General features: G+C 65.5%; 15 protein-coding genes and 1 tRNA gene. 6 read left to right on the top strand and 10 right to left on the bottom strand.

Translation table 11 applies throughout. The annotated features are described in order from the left end of the window. Nucleotides 1-66 precede the first annotated feature (66 nt). A complete protein-coding gene (locus J1N60_RS00250; RefSeq protein ID WP_312909718.1) occupies nucleotides 67-1,080 on the bottom strand; it encodes an aldo/keto reductase in 1,014 nt (337 codons plus the stop codon). A gap of 94 nt (nucleotides 1,081-1,174) precedes the next feature. On the opposite strand from J1N60_RS00250, the gene J1N60_RS00245 reads away from it, so the two are divergent. The 4 genes from J1N60_RS00245 (at nucleotide 1,175) to J1N60_RS00230 (ending at nucleotide 4,506) form a co-directional block, all read left to right on the top strand. Beyond that, on the top strand, nucleotides 1,175-2,497 hold the full coding sequence (locus J1N60_RS00245; protein ID WP_312909717.1) for a nickel pincer cofactor-dependent isomerase, group 22: 1,323 nt from the start codon (nucleotides 1,175-1,177) through the stop codon (nucleotides 2,495-2,497). A 215-nt stretch (nucleotides 2,498-2,712) separates the two neighbouring features. Then, on the top strand, nucleotides 2,713-2,838 hold the full coding sequence (locus tag J1N60_RS00240; protein WP_312909716.1) for a hypothetical protein: 126 nt from the start codon (nucleotides 2,713-2,715) through the stop codon (nucleotides 2,836-2,838). 158 nt (nucleotides 2,839-2,996) lie between these two features. Continuing rightward, nucleotides 2,997-4,133, top strand: coding sequence for an RNA-guided endonuclease TnpB family protein (locus J1N60_RS00235; protein WP_312912626.1), 1,137 nt, complete (start codon nucleotides 2,997-2,999; stop codon nucleotides 4,131-4,133). Between the two features lie 16 nt (nucleotides 4,134-4,149). Next, nucleotides 4,150-4,506 (top strand): cupin domain-containing protein, encoded by a 357-nt coding sequence (locus tag J1N60_RS00230; protein ID WP_312909714.1) that lies wholly within the window; start codon nucleotides 4,150-4,152, stop codon nucleotides 4,504-4,506. Nucleotides 4,507-4,605: 99 nt separating this feature from the next. On the opposite strand, the gene J1N60_RS00225 is transcribed toward J1N60_RS00230, so the two are convergent. The 3 genes from J1N60_RS00225 to J1N60_RS00215 form a co-directional block, all read right to left on the bottom strand. Continuing rightward, complete coding sequence (locus J1N60_RS00225) at nucleotides 4,606-8,568, bottom strand: DUF7282 domain-containing protein (protein ID WP_312909713.1); 3,963 nt, start codon at nucleotides 8,566-8,568, stop codon at nucleotides 4,606-4,608. Between the two features lie 564 nt (nucleotides 8,569-9,132). Next, a tRNA-Ile gene (locus J1N60_RS00220) sits at nucleotides 9,133-9,206 on the bottom strand. A 67-nt stretch (nucleotides 9,207-9,273) separates the two neighbouring features. After that, on the bottom strand, nucleotides 9,274-9,939 hold the full coding sequence (locus J1N60_RS00215; protein WP_312909712.1) for an FxsA family protein: 666 nt from the start codon (nucleotides 9,937-9,939) through the stop codon (nucleotides 9,274-9,276). Nucleotides 9,940-10,140: 201 nt separating this feature from the next. Here J1N60_RS00215 and J1N60_RS00210 point away from each other — a divergent pair, with 201 nt between their 5' ends. Beyond that, nucleotides 10,141-10,635, top strand: coding sequence for a halocyanin domain-containing protein (locus J1N60_RS00210; RefSeq protein ID WP_312909711.1), 495 nt, complete (start codon nucleotides 10,141-10,143; stop codon nucleotides 10,633-10,635). A 65-nt stretch (nucleotides 10,636-10,700) separates the two neighbouring features. Here J1N60_RS00210 and J1N60_RS00205 read toward each other — a convergent pair whose 3' ends face one another. The 6 genes from J1N60_RS00205 to J1N60_RS00180 form a co-directional block, all read right to left on the bottom strand. Next, nucleotides 10,701-11,810: a geranylgeranyl reductase family protein gene (locus J1N60_RS00205; protein ID WP_312909710.1), complete on the bottom strand. Its 1,110-nt coding sequence runs from the start codon at nucleotides 11,808-11,810 to the stop codon at nucleotides 10,701-10,703. 69 nt (nucleotides 11,811-11,879) lie between these two features. Then, complete coding sequence (locus tag J1N60_RS00200) at nucleotides 11,880-12,500, bottom strand: GTP-dependent dephospho-CoA kinase family protein (RefSeq protein WP_425499313.1); 621 nt, start codon at nucleotides 12,498-12,500, stop codon at nucleotides 11,880-11,882. A gap of 28 nt (nucleotides 12,501-12,528) precedes the next feature. Then, nucleotides 12,529-12,726: a transcription elongation factor subunit Spt4 gene (gene spt4, locus J1N60_RS00195; protein ID WP_253430166.1), complete on the bottom strand. Its 198-nt coding sequence runs from the start codon at nucleotides 12,724-12,726 to the stop codon at nucleotides 12,529-12,531. Nucleotides 12,727-12,728: 2 nt separating this feature from the next. Then, nucleotides 12,729-13,301 carry a DNA-directed RNA polymerase gene (locus J1N60_RS00190; protein ID WP_253430163.1) on the bottom strand — a complete coding sequence of 191 codons (573 nt, stop codon included), beginning with the start codon at nucleotides 13,299-13,301 and terminating at the stop codon, nucleotides 12,729-12,731. Then, entirely contained in the window at nucleotides 13,302-13,688 is a 387-nt protein-coding gene (locus J1N60_RS00185; RefSeq protein WP_312909709.1) for a type II toxin-antitoxin system VapC family toxin, read from the bottom strand. It lies immediately after the preceding gene. 9 nt (nucleotides 13,689-13,697) lie between these two features. Next, a complete protein-coding gene (locus J1N60_RS00180; RefSeq protein WP_312909708.1) occupies nucleotides 13,698-14,930 on the bottom strand; it encodes a translation initiation factor IF-2 subunit gamma in 1,233 nt (410 codons plus the stop codon). Between the two features lie 359 nt (nucleotides 14,931-15,289). Here J1N60_RS00180 and J1N60_RS00175 point away from each other — a divergent pair, with 359 nt between their 5' ends. Further along, on the top strand, nucleotides 15,290-16,195 hold the full coding sequence (locus J1N60_RS00175; RefSeq protein WP_312909707.1) for a winged helix-turn-helix domain-containing protein: 906 nt from the start codon (nucleotides 15,290-15,292) through the stop codon (nucleotides 16,193-16,195). Nucleotides 16,196-16,208: the final 13 nt, after the last annotated feature.

The following is a 16,208-nucleotide window of genomic DNA, read 5'->3' as shown; positions in this document are numbered from 1 at the left end:
GTCGAATATCCGTACTGGTCGCCCGTGAGGGCCCGGTACTCGAGTCGGTGAGCGTCTTCGAGGTCGTTACAGTCCCTCGTAGGGGCCCGCCTTCGCGGTCGTCAGGCGCTCGACCTGTTCGTCGGAGAGGTCGACTGCCGCGGCCGCGAGGTTCTCCTCGAGTTGCTCGACCGTCCGGGCGCCGACGATGGGTGCGCTGACGCCGTCGCGGTGGGAGAGCCACGCGAGGGCAACCTGGGCCGGCGACGCGTCGACCTCCTCGGCGACCGCGTCGAGTTCGTCGTGCAGGTCGAAGTTCTCCTCGGTGAGGTAATTGTCCCTGAACCGACTCGATTCGGCGGACTTCGAGTCCTCCGGGACGTCCTCCTCTCGGGAGTACTTCCCGGTCAGGAAGCCCTGTCCGAGCGGGCTCCACGGACAGACCGCGAGGTCGCGCTGTCGGGCGAACTCGAGGTAGTCGCCCTCGATCTCCCGATCGACGAGGTTGTACCGTGGCTGGAGCACGGTGAAGGGCTCCCAGCCGTGGGCGTCGGCGATGGCGTTCGCCCGAGCGACCTTCCAGGCGTTCGGTCGCAGAGTCGACGCGCCGAGGTAGTGGACCTTGCCGTCCTCGACGAGTCCGTTCAGCGTCTTCATCAGTTCGCGGGTCGAGGTCGCGTCGTCCCAGCGGTGAATGTAGAGGACGTCGACGTAGTCGGTGTCGAGGCGATCCAGGAGCGCGTCGATACGGTTCCGGACGGTCTTCCGGTTCGTCCCCTTGCTGTTCGGATCGCCGTCGCGGATCTGCCAGTAGATCTTCGAGGCGATGGTGTAGCGCTCGCGGTCGCGGTCGGCGAGCCAGTCGCCGATCCAGCGCTCGCTGTCGCCGCCGCCGTAGACGTCGGCCGTGTCGATGTACCGACCGCCGGCCTCGGCGTAGGCGTCGAGCAATTCGTGGGCGCGTTCTTCGGTGATCTCGAGGTTCCCCTCCTCCGTGGTCCGGCCGAAACGCCAGGTCCCGAACTGGAGCTCGCTGGTCTGGATGCCGGTTCGACCGAGCGGAACGAACTCGAGGTCGACGTCGTCGAACGAGTCGGTCATGCACCGATCGTTCGCGGCCAGGAGAAAAAAGCCCTGAGGAAGCGGCGATCACCTCGCCCACACGCTTTTGACGGTCACCACCGTCTACGCGCCCATGATCGACGAACTCGCGATTGGCGAGTCGACCGTCCAGGACGCCTGCGGAGACGTCGTGCTTCCGCGGATGGGCGTCATCGAACAGCGGTGGGAGACCGACCCCATCCCGCCCGAAGACGTCGCGGCCGAGGCAGCCGAGGCGGTGGCCGCCCTCGAGTTCAGGGACGTCCCCGCGGGCGGCGAGGTGGCCGTCGGCGTCGGCAGCCGCGGCATCGACAACCTCCCCGAGATCGTTCGCGGCGTCGTCGACGCGCTCGAGGACCGCGGGTACGACCCCTTCGTCGTTCCCGCGATGGGGAGCCACGGCGGGGCGACCGCTGCGGGTCAGCGCGACAAACTCGAGACCCTCGGCGTCACCGAGGCGTCGATCGGCTGTGCGATCCGGGCGACCATGGACGTCGTGCAGGTCGGCGAGACGCCGGATCGCGGGGTGCCAGTGTACGCCGACGCGTATGCGGTCGAGGCGGACGCCATCGTGCCGATAAACCGGATCAAGCCCCACACCGGCTTCAGCGGTGACGTCGAGAGCGGCCTCTCGAAGATGCTCGTCATCGGGATGGGGAAACAGCGCGGCGCGAAACTCGCCCACGACTGGGCGGTCGAGTGGAGTCTCAGCAACATGATTCCCGAGATCGCCGACCAGTTGCTCCGGACGCTGCCGGTCGCCGGCGGTGTTGCAGTCGTCGAAGACCAGCACGACGACACCACGCTCGTCGAGGGCGTCCCGCCGGAAGGATTTCTGACTCGAGAGGCCGACCTCCTCGACCTCGCCCGGGAGCGCATGCCGACGCTGCCGTTCGACGAACTGGACGTCCTCGTCGTCGATCGACTCGGCAAGGACGTCAGCGGCCAGGGGATGGATCCCAACGTCACGGGTCGGCGCCACTTCACGATCAACGAACCCGAACCGGACTCGCCCGAGATCAAGCGCGTCTTCGCTCGCGGCCTCACCGAGAAGACGAAGGGGAACGCGATGGGGATGGGCCAGGCGGACGTCGCCCATCGCGACGTACTCGCCGAACTCGACTGGTCGAAGTCCCTCATCAACGCCATCACCGCGAGCACGGTGCGCGGAGTTCGCCTCCCGCCGGTGGTCGAAACCGATCGCGCGGGACTCGTGGCCGCCCTCGGCACCATCGGCCCCGTTCCAGGTGAAGACGCTCGCGTTCTCAGGGTGACGGACACGATGCGCCTGAAGCGGTGTTACGCCTCGAGTCCGCTCGTCGACGCCGCGCGGGACCGGGCGGATCTTCGCGTCGTTTCGGAACCGGCGCCACTCGAGTTCGACGACGGGCAGTTCGTCGCTCCGTCCCCAGAATAACGGGTGTCGGCAGTCACGTTCCGCTTCGCGTGGTTTCATAGGCGACGAGTGCGAGAATTCTCCTATCTTTGAACAGCGAGAGAATCCCGCCGTTCACAGCGGGCGTGAATCGCGTCACTTGACTACGCAACCCACCGTTTACAGCAGCCTGAATTCCAAACAGAAGTTATTAGCACCAAGAAAACGTTCAAAGAGTTGTGCGAACTGAAATCGATATGGAGCGAGGGAACGACCTCCACGAGCGGGTGAAAGAGTACGCCCGCGACAATGGCATCCGACATCCTCGTGCCTACGCCGAACTAATCGAGAAAGGGTTAGACGCCAGTGACGACGATAACTAAGACGCTTCAAGCGACGTTTTCCCCACCGACCACGCACAAGCAGTCGAAACTCAACGACCTGCTCAACACGTATCGTGACGGTCTGCAAGAGGCGTTCGACGCTGGGGCGAGTACCATGTCGGCGGTGAGTGACATCGTGACGCCCTACGACCTGCCGTATCAGGCCAAAGCCGCCCTCTGCAACTACGTCCCGAAACTCCACAAGACGTACAACGCGAAGGAATTGGACGACGAACACCCGATACGCCTCACGAACCAAGCCGCGACGTTCGACCACTCCGAAGAACGTCACTACGAGTTCACGTGGTGGGTTCCCCGTCCCGGTCGGGGAACGTACTTTTGGATTCCGCTTCGCATCAACCCTGAACAGGAGGACCTCTGGCACGCCCTCGTATCGGAGGACGCGAAGGGCGGGCGAGATACGGCTTCAGAAGCATCGGAAGAGCTGGGTACTGCACGTCACCGTCGAGTACCTGGTCAAAGAACCAGCGACGGACGGTGACGCCACGCACATCGGCTTAGACATCGGAGAGACTGCCCTCATCACGGGCTGTGCCCTCAAGGACGGTTCTCCAACTGACCCGTTCGTGCGTAGCGGAAGCAGAGCAAAGCATCTCCGCAAAGCGATGCACACCACCCTGAAACGCCTCCAAGAGCGTGACACATCCGAGTGGCGTACCGACGACCGCTCCTCACATTACCAGAACGCGCTCACCGACATCGTGGAAAAGGCGTCTCGACAGGCCGTCGAGTACGCCAAACAGTTCGAGAGCCCGGTGTTGGTGATGGAGGACTTGACGTACATCCGCGAACGGCTCGACTACGGGAAGTACATGAACCGTCGGCTTCACTCGTGGGCGTTCGCCCGACTGCAAGGGCGTATCGAGGACAAGGCGACGGAAGCAGGCATCCCAGTCGAGTACGTGAATCCGGCGTACACCTCGAAGACGTGCCACTCGTGCCACCGTATCGGTCGGCGGGACTCCCAGGCCGAGTTCCGGTGTCCGCACGACGACTGCCACGTTTCGACGTTTCAGGCCGACATCAACGCTTCCGCGAATATCGCACGGCGGGTTGACCCGTGGGGAGAGAGCGTCCCGCTTGACAAGGCGGAGCGCGATGACTCGCCTCGGGACGGGCGCGGTTGTGACACCGCCACGACTCACTGTGAGCAGAGCATACCAGCGCAGATGACGCTCACGGCCTACGAAGAGTCGAAACCCTCTGCCAGCGTTCACGAGACTAAGAGTCTCGTGCAGCCCACCAGAATCGAAGGTTCTGGAGACGACGACTAACTGGTATTCCCCATGCGTGGGAAGCCTCGCCGTCAACGGCGAGGAGGATGTCACGGGGTACGACGCAATCTCGTACGAGGATGTCGAACCGCGCGTGCCGGGTATGTCCTTCCTTCGGGACGCCCTCGACTGCGAGACCCACGGGCTAACCGTCATCGAAGCCGACGAGGGCTGGGACGGCCTGGAACACGATCACGAGGACGACGGCCAGGAGGAAGTGTACCTGTTGCTCGAGGGCGCGGCGACCATCCAGATCGACGGCAACCAGGTGGACCTCGCGTCCGGTGACGCCGTTCGCGTCGATCCAGAGACGACGCGCGAACTCGAGTTTACCGCGGACGATTCGCTGATGGTTGTTACAGGCGCACCGTAAGCGGACACGACGGTCGCTGTCTCTGCACAATTCGGTAAAATCATAAGATCGATCGAGCATTGACGTCCCTCGAGCGCTACGACCGGTGGTTTCGGGCGGCTACGAGTCCACTCGATCGACCGAGATCAGATAGCTCGGTACGTACGCGGACGCCGAGACTGCCGGATTCGTCCCAGCCGTCGGTCCCGCTCGAGCGCCCTGCTGGTCGTCCTCGTTCGAAGACCCGATCACCTCGACGGTCGTCGACGTCCGGTCGTCGGCCGTGCGAACCCCGATCTCGAGGTCGCCGACGTCGCCCGGGCCGGTCTCGACGGTGACGACGAGCGTCGCCGTTTCGTCGGGAGAGAGCGAGACGAAATCGGTAGCGGCGTCGAAGCCGCCGATGTCGAACACCACTTCGGCTTCACCGGGGGCCTCGCCGACGTTCGTTACCTCCGCAGCGACCTCGATGAACTCGCCCGCCTCGACGGTTTCGGGCGCGTCGAGGGCCGTCACCTCGAACGCCGGTTCGCCGGCCTCCTCGACGGTGACGGTCACCGAATCGCTTCCCTCCTCGGGCGCGGCCACGTCTGGGTCGTCGACGCGAACTGTCAGCTCGAGTTCGCCGACGGCGTCTGCCGGTGGGTCGACGGCCACCGTGAGCGTCGTCGTCTCGCCGGGCGAGAGAGCGACGGACTCGCCGACGACCGCCTCCTGCGCGCCGACGTCGATCACCACGGGCGCCTCGCCGGGGCCGGCGCCGCGATTCTCCACCTCGACGGATAGTTCGATCGGCTGGTCGGACTCGACGGTTTCGGGCGCGTCGGCGATCGAGACGGCGAACTCGGCCGAGAGGAGGAGCTCGGCCTCGTCGGCGACGGGATCGCCGTCCTCGTCGAGGTAGGGGCCGTCGTGGACGCCGATCGTCTCGACGCTCTCGAACGTAAACTGGCCGTCGCCGGTCAGGTCGCGGTGGACGACCGTGACGAGCGTCCGGTCCTCGTCGATCGATTCCTCGATGTCGACGGTGACGTTCTCGTGCTCGCCGGGCTCGAGGTACTCGGAGACGCCGAGAACGGTCTCGTTCTCGACCGGCGCTCCCGCCTCGTAGAGGGCGACGAAGCCGCCTTCCGAGAGGGACACGGCGTCGACGGTCGCGCTCGTTCCGTCGGTCTCCTGGTCGGCGAACGCGACGTCGGCGGTCGGACGCTCGCCGAAGCCGAGCTCCTGACAGTCCTCGACGGTCGCCGGGTTCGGATTCTCGACGACGTTCTCGTCGTCGGCTTCGGCGAAGGACGCGAACTCGACGTAGTGGGTGAACTCGCTGAAGGGGTACAGATCGGCCGTCGAGAGGACGGCCCCGTCTTCGATCGAGCCGTCGACCGTCTCCGCGAGGTCGTCGCTCTCGAGATCGATCTCGTCGCCTGTGAAGGGGCCCTCCAGATACGAAACGCGTAGCGAGGCCCCATCAAACGCGGCCGCGTCCCGGACCTCGAGCGTGGTACAATCGAGGAATGCCACCGGGACCTCGAGAACGTACTCGATCGTCTGAACCGTCAGTTCCGAATCGTCGTCATCGGCTCTGACGGCGACCTCGACGTCGCTGGTCTCCTCGAGGGGCGGTTCGAGTTCGAGCGTCAGGTTCTCGACGACCTCGTCGGCGTCGAACGATTCGCTTTGCACTACCTCATCGTCGTAACGACCCTCGACGAAGAAGTCGACGGTTGCCGTGACGTTTTCGACGACGAGGGTCCCCCCGTCGCCGGTCTGGTCTGAAACGTTCAGGCTCGCCGTCGCCTCCGCCGGTTCATCGGCGACGGCGGCGTCGACTTCGTATTCGAGTTCCGCCGACTCGAGTCCCTCACCGTCCTCGACGGCACGGATCGTCACCTCGAGGTCGGTAGCCTCCCCGAGCGGCGGGTCCAGGTCGAGCGTCAGATTGGCGGCGGTCTCGTTCGCCCCGAAGCCCTCGCTCTGAACGACCCGGTCGCCGTTGCTCGCCTCGACGTAGAACTCGACGTTTGCCGTCGCGCGCTCGACGGTCACCGTTTCCCCGTCCCCGGCCTGGTCAGTGACCTCGAGGTCGGCGGACCGTTCCTCGGCGACCGTCGCCTCGATCGATGCCACCACCGGTTCGCCGCCCTGCCGGACGTACGGCGGATCTGCCCCGTCGTCGGTGTCGATCCAATCGAACTCCTGGTCGTCGTCGCCGTCGCGATACGGGACGACGAAGAGCGAGTGCTCGCCTGCCTCGAGCGCGTCGACTTCGTACTCGGCCCCTGGAGCGTCCTCGAACAGGGTAACGGTCACCGATTCGTGCTCGCCGGGCTCGAGGTACTCGGAGACGCCGATCACGCTGTCGGCGCGTTCGCCTTCCAACCACCTTGCGTCGTGAACGGCGACGAACCCGCCCTCCGAGAGCGTCACATCGTCGATCGTGACCGTCTCCCCGTCGATCGTCTGACCGATGGTGCTCACTGTCGCCTCCCCCTCCGCAGGCTCTTCTTCGGCGGTTCTATCGACCGCGCTCGCCTCCGCGCGCTCGCGGATGTCGACCTCGCGGTTGAGGTCATCATCGACCGTCTGCTGGGTCGTGTCCATGGCAGTACGTTCGCTGATCCGCTGAACCTGCTCGACGGTGACCCGCTGGGTCTGGACCTCCTTCGAGACCGACTGACACGTTACTTCGGCCGCCTTCTGTATCTGAAGGATCGTCACGCGCTGTTCCTGGGCGACCGACAGGACGCCCTTCGTCGCGCCGCGGGCGATCGACTGTACCTGCTGTACGCGCACCGACTGGGTCTGTTCGACGGCGCCTTTCCCGGCCCCCATCGCCGCGGCCTGGATCTGCGCCACGGTGACGCTCTGGTACTGGATCGCGGATTCGACGGCACCCATCGCGGCGCCGCGAGCGGCGTACTGGATCTGCGTCACGTGGACTGCCTGTTTCTGGACGATCGTTCCCCTCGCTGCGCCGATCGCCGCCGCCTGGATCTGTTCGATCGTCGCCTCCTGGCTCTGGTAGATCGCGCCCGTCGCGGCACCGGTCGCGGCCGCCTGGATCTGCGTGATCTCTACCCGCTGGATTTGTGTAATCGACAGCGCACCCTTCGCAGCGCCGCGTGCGGCGACCTGCGTCTGCTCGACGCTGACCCGTTGTTTCTGGACGAGCGCGCCCTTCGCGGCGCCCAATGCGGCCGTCTGGACCTGCTTGATCGTCGCGTGCTGTCGCTGCTCGACCCTGACGCGCTGTTCCTGATGCCCGTCGACGACACCTGCCGCCGCCCCCGCCGCCGCGTGTTGAATTTGCTCGACGGTTATCTCTTGGCGCTGGACGACGTGCTGTCGGGAGGGGTGCTTCTGCTTCTTCGTGGCCTCGAGCGCCCCGTGGGCCGCACCCTGGGCCGCCTCCTGTATCACGCCGACGTGACCGACCTCCTTCTCGCCGGCCTCGCGTGCGGCGCCTGCCGCGGCGCCGCGGGCCGCGTACTGGATCTGCTCGACCGTCACCGACTGGTACTGGTCGAGCGCGCCGTGGGCCCCACCCCACGCCGCGTTCTGCATCTGCGTCACGTTGGCCGACTGGTGCTGGCTCAGCGCACCGTCCGCGCTGCCGGTCACGGCCGACTGTAACTGCGTAACGTTGACCGCCTGATGCTGGAGCAACGCGCCGTGAACCGCCCCCGTTGCGGCGCGCTGAATCTGCTCGACGGTCGCGTCCTGGTACTGTTCGGCGGCTTTGACGGCCGCAGATGTCGTAGCCTCTCGCTGCTCCTGAGTGACGTTCACACCCTGTGCCTGGGCGAGTTCGATCCCTCGCTCGGCACCCTCCTCGGCCGCCTCTCGCTCGGACTGGGCGGTCTCCCTGTCCTGTCGTGCGCCCGAGTGCGTCTCGTCGAACTCGACGAGTTCGACACCGTCCTCCGAGACGTCGATTGTATCGCCACCAGCGGGGAATTCGGGTCGCGTCTCGCCGTCTCCTGGACCGGCGAGCGGAACGCTCCCGAGCGTCAGTCCGGAGGCACCGACGATCAGCCCGGTCACGACCATACCGACGAAAAGCGCCGCCACAAGTCGCTTCATCGCTCGAAGCGACCCCCGTGCCGTGAATCGAACGCTGCCTCGATAGACGGTGAAGCGCGATTTGTGGAGCTTTCACGTGGTACCGTGCACCAGGCGTGGAGGTTCGGAATCATCTTCCTATCCAGACCGTTGCGCGATAAAAACGGGGACCATCGTTCCTCGACGGCTCGAACCGGTAACCGTGCGTTCCGTTATACCTGCGCCTCGAGGAGCCGACTGCGACCGCTTCAGCCCGCACGGTGGGACCGAAGAAGGGAGAGTAAAATTCTTCGACTCCGCCACGAATTCTGAAACTTCTCCTCGAGTAATGCCCAGTTGCGAACGACGGAAACCACTCGCTGGGCTATCACCCGGTCGCTGGTGCGTACGAAAGACCCTCACGGCAGCACGTACTCTCGGCTCACGAAATTGGTCGCTGAGAAGAGTGGGCCAACTCGGATTTGAACCCCCTCGAGACGTTCCGGGTCGCTCGCTTCGCTCGTTTCCCGGGCCTGCGACTCGCGTCATTCAAATCCGAGCAGGATCCAGTACCCGCCGCTCGCGAATTTGCTCGCGGCGAGAACATGGGCCAACTCGGATTTGAACCGAGAGCCTCCACCTTATCAGAGTGGCGCTCAACCTGATTGAGCTATTGGCCCGCGTCGCATCAGTGAGTTGCGCGGAGGGACGTTTAAACGTTTCTTTCTCTGTGGGCCGTGAGAACCGCTAGCGAGCGGAGGGGTCGTCGCGATCGCCCCGGTCATCTCCCTCGTCGTCGAACCCCACGTGGCGACCGCTCGAGTCGGTTTGGCGACTGCTCGAGCGGGTATCGACCGAGTAGTCGTCCTCGTCGAGGTCGACCGTCGTGGCGTCGTCGCTGCGAGTTTCGGTTCCAGTTCCAGTTCCAGTCCCGGCCCCCACGTCCACCCCAGAGCCGCTGGACCACGAGATGCCAGTCGATCCCTCTCTAGGGAACCCGCCCGTCCAGGCAACGCCGCTGGCGAACCCGTCGCTCTTCTTGTCGAGGTACGGGACGATGACGAACCGCTTGAGCGCGGCGCGAATCGGCACCCGCGTGAGCGGAATCACGAACAGGAAGCCGATGAGGTCGGTCACCAGTCCAGGGGTGAGCAAGAACGCGCCGGCGGCGATCAACAGGGCCCCGTCGAGGAGCTGGTTGGTCGGCGGCTTGCCCTCCGCGAGCGACCGCTGGGTCTTCCGGAGGGTTCTGCGGCCTTCGGCGCGCACGAGTAACATGCCGACCAGACCGGTGAGGACGACGAGGGCGACCATTCCGATCCAGCCGATGTACGTCGTCTGACTCACGACGACGGCGAGCAACACGGCGTCGAGAAACGGAATGAGCAACAGCGCGAGGATCCACCGAAGCATTACTCGAGATAGCCGCTCGAGGGTGAAAACCCTTTACTCTCGGTCAGTCCGGTCCGTTGCTCGTTCGATCGCTGGCCCATCAGCCGTCGATGGAAGGCCGCGGGGTATATGTGGCGAATATGTTCGACTATATTCCCGGCGATTGGTAATGACCGAGCAACTGACCCATTACCCGGACATACGCTCTGATAGCGACGAACAATGACTTCACACACTAGCAGTCGACGGACGTTCTTGCAGGTATCGGGCGGAACACTGGCGCTGGCTCTCGTGGCCGGTTGCGTCGAGGAAGACGAGTCGAGTAGCGACAACAGCGGGAACGGAAACGGAAACGGCGACGGCAACGGTGGCGGCGACTACGACTTCGACGGCTACCTCGACGACGCCAACAACTACGACGGCGTCGAGGACCACACCGGCGAGTCCGAGGTCACCGTCGACGTCGGTGCCGGCTCGGACGGCTTCGCGTACGGCCCCGCGGCGATCGTCGTCGACTCGGGAACGACCGTCGTCTGGGAGTGGACCGGCGCTGGCGGCAGCCACGACGTGGTCGCCGAGGACGGCAGCTTCGAGAGCGAGATGTACGGCGACGAGGGCGAAACCTTCGAACACACCTTCGACGAGACGGGAACCTACACCTACCACTGCTCGCCTCACGTCAGCATGGGCATGAAAGGCGCCGTCGTCGTCGAGTAAGGCCTCGTATACGTCCCCGTTTTTTCGCTTCCTCCACTTTGCCTGTCGCCGACGATCCGCGTGCGCTACTGACTCCCTCCAGAGAGCATCGCCTTCAGATGCTCGAGGCTGGCGACCGACGTCGGTCGATCCATGTGGACGCCGATCTCGCCAGCCGTCGCCGCCAGGCCGAGGCGCTGTACCGGTTCGGGGAGCGAGTACGCTCGCCGGAGCCAGTGACCGAGTTCGATCTCGCGCTCGAGGTCGCCTCGCCAGGCGTGTTCGTAGGCAGCGAGGCTCGCCGGGCGGTCGGGATCGATCCGGTCGGCGGCGTGGTCCGCGCAGGTCATTCCGTAGAGGATGCCGCCGCCGGTGAAGGGTTTGGTCTGGGCCGCCGCGTCGCCGACGAGAAAGCCCCGGCGACTCGTGACTCGATCCGGCGGCCCGATGGGGATCAGTCCCGAGCAACGGTGTGAGACCTCGACGTCGTAGCCGTCGATCAGCTCCTCGAAGTGACGGTTGACGTGGACGCCCGGCGACGCGGCCAGGCCGTACTCGACGCCAGCGTCGGCGCGTGGAATGCGCCACGCGAAGAACGTCGGCGCCGTGAGGTGGACGTCGACGAAGTCGCCGGGGTCGTCCTCCGCGGAGAAGGCGAGCACGCCGTGGAGCAACTCGTCGGGTTCGGGAAGCGAGAGTGCCTCCCGGACTCGCGAGCGAGGACCGTCGCAGCCGGCGACCATCTTCGCCTCGACGGTCTCGGTGCCGTCGGGACCTTTGACCGTCAGCTCGACGGACTCCTCGCGCTCGTCGACGGCCGTCACGGTGTGCCCGTCTCGAACGTTGGCGCCGGCCTCGCGAGCGAGATCGGCGAGGTGGCGATCGAGGCCGACCCGGTCGATCACGTTCGAGACGACCTCGCGCTTGTAGAACTGGTAGCTGTCGCGTCCGGTACCGTCGACCTCGTGGGGACCCCCGACGTGAAATCTGGCGCCGTATACCTCGTTCTGAAGGAGTTCCTCGCGTGCGCCGTCGCCGGTGAACGACCAGACGTCGGTGCTGACGTGCCCGGAACACGCGAGTGGCTCGCCGATCCGACCCTGCTCGAAGGCGACGACGTCGTACCCCGATTCGGCGGCACGCCGGGCGAAGCGCGCCCCAGCCGGGCCGACGCCGACGACGGCGAAGTCGTACATACCCGGGACGTACTCAGCCGACGGTAAATAGCTTCACGAAGGCCGTCTCGTGGCGAGAACTGGCGCCGCTCACGCCTCGAGTAATGCCAGCGCTCGCTCGACGTCGCCGTCGAATCGCTCGAGCAGGTCTCGCGCACTCGCTCGCGTTTCCGCGTCGACGGTGACGTGAACCATCCCCACGTCGGGCTGGCCGTAGACGATGCTTGCACCCTCGGGTGCCGCGAGCAGGGCGGGGAGGACGGCCAGGTCCTCCTCGCCGTCGACGACGATGGTCACCGGGTCCGGTCGCTCGAGGCCCTCGACCAGCGCCTCGAGCAGCGATCGGGTCAACACGGCAGGCGGGTTCGCGACCTCGAGGATGGTGTGGTCGTCCTCGGCTCGTTCGTCGCTGACGACGCGCTCGATCTCCGCGTCGACGGTCTCTCGCTTGGTGTAGCCGTCGATTAGGGCGACGTCCGGCGTGCGTCCAGCCTGCAGGAGGTGGTAGGTCACGACGTCGCCGACGGCGATCAACGGGCCGTCGACGGCCTCGAGCAAGATTCCGGCGTCGGTCTCGATGGGCCCCATCGGGTCCTTGAGTTCGTGGCGAAGCGATTCGGGGAGCGAGAGCAGGGGCTGATCGTCATCGTCGCTGGGGTCGATGCCATCTGCGTCTCCGTCCACGTCCGTGTCCGCATCGTCTCGAGTCACGGCTGTCGAGTTACGTTCACGAAATCGTCTACCGAACCTTGAGGGCGTACGAGCCCGGTTCGGTGACCTGCATCTCCGTCGCAATCTCGCTCTGTTCGGGGTGGGCGATGACGACGTAACCGGCCCAGTCCTCGGTGAGCGAGGAGGAGGCACAGGACTCGCAGGTGGTGGCGTCGGCCGGATTGACGAGGTGGCACTCGCGACAGACGAGGCGGTTCGATGCCACGATTATTCACCCGCCGTGACTTCTTCGCGCTGCTCGAACTCCTCGGTCAGCCAGCCGTGTTTGCCCAGGCCGGGCTGTTTGGCCGTGAGACCGATCTTCGAGTCGCGCGGGTTTCGTTCGTCGATGCTCTTCGTCACGATGCGTGCCCGGACGGCGTCGTCGACGCCGATGGCTCGGTCGGACTCGCTCGAGGCCAGTCGCTGGTTCTCCCGGTCGAACGCGAGGTACTCGTCGGAGATCTGGGAGACGTGGAGCAGTCCGTCCACGGGGCCGATGCCGACGAAGGCACCGAACTCGACGACCTCGACGATGGTCCCGTCGACGACCTCCTGCATCTGCGGGTCGAAGGTGACCGCGTCGAACTCCGCCTCGTAGTAGACGCCGGGTCGGTTGGGCAGGACCGTCCCTTCACCGATGTCGTGGACCTCGGTGATGGAGACGACGCTGCCGACTTCCTCGTCCATCCGTCCCTCGAGTTTGTCTTGGAGCAGTTGCTTCACGAGCCCCGGCGAGACGTCGCCGAGGGCTTCCGGGGGCACTTCTACTGTATCCTTTAGTTTGACCCGTTTGTACATCTATGGTTGAGTGGTTGCTAACTTGTTTCTCCCGCGTAATGCAATTACCGGTATCCCTGTCTCGAGGACCCGGTCGCGAAGCGCGAGGTCGTTCGTGACGACGTAGTCGGCGACACCTTCGCGAGCGAGTTCGACCAGCGCGTCGTCGGCGTACGATTCCTCGGTGTCGACCACGAGACAGCGCTCGGTCGCGAGGTCGTGACCGACCGTCGCCGCGGTGCCTTCCTCGCCGCCCCGCTCGGACAGGCGCCTGAGTTCCTCGAGAACCGGCTGGGGCGTCGTCGGCTCGTACGAACCGACGACGCGGTCGAGTTCGTCGAACAGGCGCACGTCGAGTTCGACCGGCATCATGAGCGCGCTCGTGTCGAGGACTACCGTCGTGGTCATCTCTCCGGACTATTCCTGGAGCGTGCCGAGGCCGATCAGGCGCCAGCGGGCGCCGATCCGGCGATTGATGGCGATTTTCGCACCGGGTTCGGCACAGACGGGCCGCTGGAGGTTAACCTCGCACTCGCCCTCGCGGGCGCTGGTGACGGCGCCGACGGTCGTCGAGGTGCCGACGGTCATCATCAGCGGTTCGCCCGTGCTGATCGGGTCGATGGTCTCGCTCCCCTCGGCGCCAACGACGCGCTCAAGCAGGTCGACGCTCATGGTGAACTGTTCCCAGGTCGGCGGGAGCGATCCCGGCGGACCGGCAATGCGGCCCGCGAGGGCGTCGCCCTTCGTCAGCGCCGGGTCCAGTCCGGTGCCGACGCCGAGCAGACCGCCCGGCGTCGCCGTGTCGACGGACTGTCCGGCCGCCTGCAGCGAGCGGACCGTCGTCTCGATCGGGACGTACTCGGACTGGCCGCCCTCCTCGACCTGTCGGCCGGGACGGACCTCGAGTTCGTCGCCGACGTCGAGTTGCCCGGCGACGAGACTGCCGCCGAGGACGCCGCCGGTGATGTTCTCGTAGGTCGTCCCGGGTTTGTTGATGTCGAAGCTCCGGGCGACGTGCATCCGGGGGTCGACGTCGGGGTCGCGCTCGGGTGTCGGGATCTCCTCCTCGATCGCGCCGATGAGGTAGTCGATGTTGACCTCCTGGCCCGCGGAGAGGGGGACGATGGGAGCGTCCTCAGCGACCGTTCCCGCGACGAACTCTTTGATCTGCTGGTAGTTGTCGCGGGCGGTTTCGGCGTCGACCAGGTCGACCTTGTTCTGGGCGATGACGATGTTCTCGATGCCGATGATGTCGAGTGCCATCAGGTGCTCCTCGGTCTGGGGCTGTGGCACGGGCTCGGAGGCCGAGACGACGAGCACGGCACCGTCCATCAGCGAGGCTCCCGACAACATCGTCGCCATCAGGGTCTCGTGCCCCGGGGCGTCGACGAACGACACGGTCCGGACGGGCTCGCTTTCGGAGCCGTCCGGACACTCCTCTTCGACGGTGAAACATTCGGGTTCGTCGACCCCGGGACAGCGACGGAACGTCGCGTCCGCGTATCCCAGCCTGATAGAGATGCCGCGTTTCATCTCCTCTGAGTGCTGGTCGGTCCACGAGCCGCTCAGGGCCTGCACCAGCGTCGTCTTGCCGTGATCGACGTGGCCGACGAGTCCGATGTTCACCTCCGGTTGTCCATTTCCTGCCATAAGACGGTAAGTAATTCTACTAGGGCTTCCGCCCTGCGATTGATAAACCTACTGTTCTGCAGGTGCGTGCGCCAGTCCCTGCCAGCCTCGCCTCGTCGGGCGATGGCGAGTGTGCGACCCGATCCCTCGACACGGTTCGAGCGGCTCGCGTTCGGTTCGATTGCTCGAGGTGCGTTCGGGAGCGACGAGTGCGCTAGGTGTGGTGGGCGCGGTAGATGCGGTGGGTATGGCCGGAGCGACGGGCACGACGAGCACGGCAGGCACAGCAGGTTTGGCGAGCACGATGGCGACAACTATCCGATTCCTTACAAAAACCGAATTCAGCGAACGTTTTAGTCGTTCCTGGTCGATCATCCGATATGAGCAAACCCGAGGTCTCGAGCGACTCCACGATCCTCGAGTGCACGGACTGTCTCGGCCCGGCTGAGGCCTTCGCCCTCATCGGCAACGAGACGCGCCTCTCGATCCTTGAGGCACTGTGGGCCGCCGACGAACGCCCGGTGTCGTTTTCGGACCTCCGTCGAGCGGTCGACATGCGAGATTCGGCGCAGTTCAACTACCACCTCCAGAAACTCTCGGGCCAGTTCGTGGTCCAGCGAGACGGCGGCTACGACTTCAAACACGCCGGCGAGAAGGTCGTTAGATCTGTGATCGCCGGCACGTTCAACGAACACCCCGACCTCGAGCCCTTCCCCGTACAGGGCGGTTGCGTCACCTGCGGCGGCCCGCTTCAGGGCGTCTACGAGGACGAACGACTGGCCATCGAGTGTGCCGACTGCGGCCAGCGCCACGGCGAGTACTCCTTCCCGCCGGGCGGCCTCGCCGATCGGACCCACGAGGAGGTCGCCGAGGCGTTCGACAACCGGGTGCGCCACCTGCACTGTCTGGCCGCTGACGGCGTCTGCCCGGAGTGCAGCGGCCGCATGGAAACGCACGTCGTCGAGGAAGGATCGTGCTGTCTCGGCGTCGACGTCCGCGTCGACCACGAGTGTGTCCAGTGCGGGCACACCCTCTGTTCGGCGGCCGGCCTCCGCCTGCTCGATCACTCGGCAGTCGTGACCTTCCATCGCGAACGCGGGATCAACCTCGACGAGCGCCCCTACTGGACGCTCCCGTGGTGTGTCAGCGACGAGTTCACCCGCGTCGTGGCTCGCGACCCGTACCGACTCGAGGTCCGGATGCCCGCCGGCGAGGACGTGATGACCGTCCGGCTGGACGACGACCTGGACGTGCTCGAGACGAGCGTCGACTCGCGGTCCTGTTGAAAACGAAGTCTCG

Origin of the sequence: Natronosalvus caseinilyticus (assembly GCF_017357105.1) — an archaeon.
GTDB lineage: Archaea > Halobacteriota > Halobacteria > Halobacteriales > Natrialbaceae > Natronosalvus > Natronosalvus caseinilyticus.
Note: the sequence above shows the minus strand (reverse complement) of the source record. Positions and strands in the feature narration are given on the sequence as shown.